The sequence below is a fragment of the Pedobacter sp. 01N416 genome, assembly GCF_056399685.1.
This window is the reverse complement of the sequence record NZ_JBFTRT010000626.1, coordinates 1-5,080: the sequence shown is the minus strand read 5'-3', so window position 1 is coordinate 5,080 and position 5,080 is coordinate 1. Positions and strand designations below refer to the sequence as shown.

The following is a 5,080-nucleotide window of genomic DNA, read 5'->3' as shown; positions in this document are numbered from 1 at the left end:
CTGTCAATTAATGCGTAATTACGTATAGAAAGTTTTTGTAGCATAGCTAAGCAAAAATATTAAAATTTATTCAACGGGTGAATACAAAACAAAAACAGCGAAGAATAATCTTCGCTGTTCATGATCTGTTTGGTTTATGTGTTGTTATTTTATCGAAATACTAATTGCATTATCACCTGTAATTTTTAAGTTGGCTGCCTGAACATAACTTTTTATAGCTGTTTGATCGGCATTGGTAAAATCAGATTTTTTATACGTTACTACAGCATTTAGTGTGTTCAGGGCTTTAACAGCACTGGTAAAATCTTGATTATTGTATAACATAACTGCCGGAGTTACCTGTGAGCTTTTGTTACCACCTTCTACCTTTTCCTTTTTCTCTTTCTTCTCCATTTTCTCTTTCAGCTCTTTTACCTCGTTGTCGAATTTTTCTTTCAATTTCTTGTACTCTTCAGTTTGTCTTACGTTACTGTTCGAGTTATCATTGTATTTAAAAATTATACCATCGGGAGAAAGTTGATAACCTTTAGTTTTAAATAAAGAATCAGCATGTAATCTGCTCAAGCCAGATAATCTAGCGATTTCTCCTGATTTTAAAGCATGTGCCCTAATGTTCTCTATTTGTGCTCTAAATTCAGGCGTATTCACTTTGGCAGCCATATCTTCGCCCATTTTTTTCCATTTGGCCTGTGCTTCTGGCGAACCAAATTCTTTAGCCATATCTTCACCCATTTTTTTCCATTTTGCCTGGGCTTCAGGAGAATTCATTTTCTTTTGCATTTCCTCTCCAAATTTTTTCCATTTGGCTTGTGCTTCTGGTGTGTTGTATTGTTTGGCAATATCTTCTCCAAATTTTTTCCATTTAGCTTGTGCTTCTGGTGAATTATACTCTTTATGTATTTTTGCAAGCAATAGCGAATCGCTGAACTTAAATTTGAAATTACTGTCGGTATGCAGTCTGTAGATATTTTTCCCTGCAAAAAGCTCATCCCTGTAAAAATCTTTTCTCAGGCTATCAGGCATTTCTTTTACCGAGTTATATTCGGTTTTTTTACCATCCGCATCAATGGTTACAATTTTAATTTTACGTTTTTTCGTAGTATCAGAGCAAACATTGGTTTCCGCATCACAGTTGTTAATCAGACTCAAAACCTCAATTTTAGGCGTTTTTTTATTTTCTTTTTTCTTTTCTGTTGGATTGATCCAGGCAATAGAAAACAAGCAGGCTACTCCTAAAGTTAAGGCTGCCATTTGTTGTTTGGCGTTTAAATAATTTGTTTTCATGTTGGTTATTCTTTTTATGCGTTGATATAAATTCTGGGTCTTGCCTGTTGCTGCTAGTGCATAAGCCGGACTGTTTTTATCTTTTAATAATTCGAGTTTGAGTAGGGCATGGGCATAATTCAGCGGTTTTCCGGTAATTTTTAATACCAGATCATCACAGGCATGCTCGCGCTCAATGTGTATAAATCTACCTGCCATCCAAACAAATGGATTATAGAATAATAAGGTTTCTATGGCTGTTTTAATCAGATTCAATAAGAAATCGTTTCTTCTGATGTGTGATAACTCATGGATTAATATTGCTTCTACCTGATCGTTGTCTAATTGGTTTACCAAGGCCAATGGAAATAATACTACGGGTTTTAAATAACCGATAACCAAAGGCACATTCACAATAGAAGACAAATGGAACTGGATAGCTTTATTGATTTTAAGATGGGCCGTTACCTGTTCGAAAATTACTTTCCAACTATCTGGAATGGCACTTAAACTCTCTTTCTTTAGTTTTGAAAGCTGACCATAACCTTTAACGATTACGAATAACTGAAGCAAAATACCAATAATGTAAAATACGACTACAATAGGGAAATACTGCTCTGCCTTGCTGCTAAAACTTGGCGGTAGGTTGTTAAAGTATTGGTAAACCTGTATATTTTGCGCATTGATTGCGGGAGCCTGATTATTTACATTCAATGTTAACTGATGAATGAAATTATAACCAAAGCCAATAAACATTAAAATGATGGCGCCAAAAGCAAGATTGTGCTTATATTTCGCCGCCAACTTCGGAATGCTGAGCATTACAATAAATAAAATGCCATAAATAATGGCGCTTTGCCAAAGTGAGTTTAAAATACTCCAGCCAAATGCTTTGATGAACTGTTGTAATAAAGTTTCCATAACGGTGGTTTTAATTTTTTATACGGGGACAATCCGAAAATTTTACTGTTTATTAGGGATCTAAACCCTACACCTTTCAACCTTCAACGCTAGCCTTACTTTAGGCTATCTAAATACTTTTTTATTTCGTCAATCTCATCTGCACTTGCACTGTGGTTACCCAAAGCCTGCATTACCAATCTCGCTGCCGATCCGTTAAATACGTTATCGATCATTTTGTTTACCAATTGTTTTTCAGTTTTATCCTGACTAACAAGCGCTTTATAGATATGCGTTTTTTGATTGGTATCTCTTTCTACCATTCCTTTCTCATGCAGAATCTGCATCACCGGTTAACTGTAATATAAGACGCATGGGAAGGTAGAACGTTGCATGCCTATTCGCTTTTGAAAGGAAAAGCCCAAGCTATGAAAAACTGACTTATGTTATTAAACCTGATTGATGTGGATACCGGCCTGTGTATAAGGCCCGCAGGCGTATGAACGAAAGCAGGACTGGCTTTAATTGAATGTTAAGACTGCTTTCCCAAAAACAACCATCACAAATAGAAAAACTACTTAAGTGTTAACGCTGAGAACTGGTTAACTGAAAGTTATTTTACGATTAACCGATTTAAACAATTAACCAGTTGACCAAAAAAATTAATTTTTCTTCAGCCCTTCGTACTTACCAATATTCGCCGGATCGATTTCGGCCAACATATTGTAAGCTTTCATGCGTTCCTGGCCGTTTAGTTTAGAAAGTACATTGGTTACTTCTTCGGCTTTTGATGCGAAATAAACATTTGGGAAAATGGAACCCAGTTTTTGCTTATCCATTTGTTGAAGGGCAGGCAGGGCGGCAACAATCTGTGTTAAACCCTTGTCATTATCGGTTAGCTGATCGAGGCCGCTTAAATGGTAGCTATAGATAAAATTGCGCAGTTCGCTAAAAATAGGATTCAAAACGTTTTCATTAAACCAAAAACGATTGCGTAAACCATCAGCTGCACGCCAGCCGGTATTGCCCGAAGCTTGCGCCAGATTAATGATGTTCTGTGCTTTTTTATAAAACGGAGTTCCGCCCATTTTGCTGAAACTATCTTTATCCATTCCGATGATGGTATAAGCGTAGTAGGTGAGGAGGGCACTGATATTGGAAATATAATTCTGATCAGAAAAGTCGATTGTAGCGCCATCATTGAAATTAAAATCGAAATTCTTATCGCTCATATTTAACAAAGTGCTATTGTAAGAGCTGTTAAAAACCGGGCGGCTGCTTTGGATCTGTGCTTCCGCAGTATACCCGGAACCACCATCCCACGAATTGATGGTGATGACGAAACTACACTCAATCCGTTCCTGAGGCTTATAACTTTCGTTGCTGAACTTGTTATTATTTAAAAAATCGCGGATTGTTTTTTGCAAAGCATCTAAAGTTGGCTTACTGATGTTCGAAACCTGGGGAGCCAGCAGTGTTATCCTCGCATTTAACTCCTGCGCATGCAGTTTCCCGAAACCAACCAATAACAATATCCAAACAATTTTTTTTATCATTTTGCAATTTTTAAAATGGCCGCACAAATATCTTTAGCAACATCTGTTTTCGATTTCATTTCAAATACAGTCCGTTCTAAAGCTTTGTTAAAAATAGTAATTTTATTGGTATCTGATTTAAAACCTGCGCCCTTATCATTTAAAGAATTTAAAACCACCAGATCTAGGTTTTTCTTCTCTAGTTTGCCTTTGGCGTAATTCTCTTCATCATTGGTTTCCAAAGCAAAACCAACCAAAATCTGGTGCGCTTTTTTCGTTGTACCTAAAGAAGCGAGTATATCAGTTGTTTTTTCCAGTTCCAAAACCAGGCCACTATCCTGTTTTTTAATTTTTTGAGCGGCAACCAGTTTAGGACGATAATCTGCCACAGCGGCGCACATTACGGTGATATCCGTTTCAGGGAATACCAATGAACAGGCATCGAACATTTCCTGGGCACTTACTACATCGATTCTTTTTAAAATTTGAGTAGATTTTTGTGCAGTTGGTCCGGCAACTAATGTAACATCAGCTCCAAGGCTGGCCRGTTCATCAGCAAGGGCAAAACCCATTTTGCCTGATGAGTGATTGCCAATAAAACGCACCGGATCAATCGCCTCGTACGTAGGACCAGCAGTAACCATTACCTTTTTGCCAAATAAAGGCATCGATCTTTTAATGGCATCGTTTAGAAAGGAAACAATTTCTTCAGGTTCTGCCATTCGGCCTTCGCCCCAAAGTCCGCTAGCAAGTTCGCCATTGGCAGGTGCAATAACCGTATTGCCAAAACTGGCAATCTTTTCGATATTAGCTTGTGTAGTTTCATGCTTCCACATGTCCAGATCCATTGCGGGGGCAACATAAACCGGGCATTTGGCCGAAAGATAAACAGCCGTTAATAAATTATCACAGATACCTGTTGCCAGCTTGGCCAACGTGTTGGCAGTTATTGGAGCGATGATCATTAAATCGGCCCATAAGCCTAACTCAACATGGTTGCTCCATACGCCAGTTTCTTCTTCGAAGTATTGGGTGTAAACAGGGTTCTTAGAAAGCGTAGCAAGGGTAAGTGGTGTAATGAAATTAGCACCATCAGGGGTAAGAATAACCTTTACGTTTGCACCAGCTTTTACAAGCAGCCGAACTAAAAAAGCCGACTTATATGCTGCGATGCTACCGCAAACGCCAAGGATTATATTTTTATGTTTCAGCATAGCGTGTTGAGCACGGGGCATAGAGCATTGATATGCTTATAAAACTGCGCCATGCTCTTTGCCCTCTGCTAATTACTTTTGTTCTTTAGCAGGATTTCTGTGATAAATTTTCTCGTTCAAAAATTCATCTATAGCAACCAAAACAGGTTTCGGCATGCGCTCGTAATG

4 protein-coding genes and 2 pseudogenes are annotated in these 5,080 nt (G+C 38.0%); 1 reads left to right on the top strand and 5 read right to left on the bottom strand.

What is annotated here, in order from left to right; translation table 11 throughout:
• Positions 1-144 precede the first annotated feature (144 nt).
• Positions 145-2,184 carry a M56 family metallopeptidase gene (locus tag AC1DND_RS24860; RefSeq protein WP_477585233.1) on the bottom strand — a complete coding sequence of 680 codons (2,040 nt, stop codon included), beginning with the start codon at positions 2,182-2,184 and terminating at the stop codon, positions 145-147.
• Positions 2,185-2,190: 6 nt separating this feature from the next.
• Here AC1DND_RS24860 and AC1DND_RS24855 point away from each other — a divergent pair.
• Positions 2,191-2,277: pseudogene (locus AC1DND_RS24855) on the top strand (hypothetical protein); the annotation flags it as partial.
• A gap of 2 nt (positions 2,278-2,279) precedes the next feature.
• Here the strand turns inward: AC1DND_RS24855 and AC1DND_RS24850 are convergent.
• From AC1DND_RS24850 to AC1DND_RS24835, 4 genes and pseudogenes are all read right to left on the bottom strand, one after another.
• Positions 2,280-2,510: a BlaI/MecI/CopY family transcriptional regulator gene (locus tag AC1DND_RS24850; RefSeq protein ID WP_477585232.1), complete on the bottom strand. Its 231-nt coding sequence runs from the start codon at positions 2,508-2,510 to the stop codon at positions 2,280-2,282.
• Positions 2,511-2,825: 315 nt separating this feature from the next.
• Positions 2,826-3,719 (bottom strand): type IX secretion system protein PorD, encoded by an 894-nt coding sequence (gene porD / locus AC1DND_RS24845; protein ID WP_057934614.1) that lies wholly within the window; start codon positions 3,717-3,719, stop codon positions 2,826-2,828.
• Complete coding sequence (coaBC, locus tag AC1DND_RS24840) at positions 3,716-4,912, bottom strand: bifunctional phosphopantothenoylcysteine decarboxylase/phosphopantothenate--cysteine ligase CoaBC (RefSeq protein ID WP_477585231.1); 1,197 nt, start codon at positions 4,910-4,912, stop codon at positions 3,716-3,718. Before coaBC ends, porD begins: the two co-directional genes overlap by 4 nt.
• Positions 4,913-4,984: 72 nt before the next feature.
• Positions 4,985-5,080, bottom strand: a pseudogene (locus AC1DND_RS24835) (DNA-directed RNA polymerase subunit omega); the annotation flags it as partial.

Bases quoted from the DNA above. Each gene is read 5' to 3' on its own strand.
- AC1DND_RS24860 (WP_477585233.1), bottom strand. From the start codon at position 2,184: ATGGAAACTTTATTACAACAGTTCATCAAAGCATTTGGCTGGAGTATT.
- AC1DND_RS24850 (WP_477585232.1), bottom strand. From the start codon at position 2,510: ATGCAGATTCTGCATGAGAAAGGAATGGTAGAAAGAGATACCAATCAA.
- porD (WP_057934614.1), bottom strand. From the start codon at position 3,719: ATGATAAAAAAAATTGTTTGGATATTGTTATTGGTTGGTTTCGGGAAA.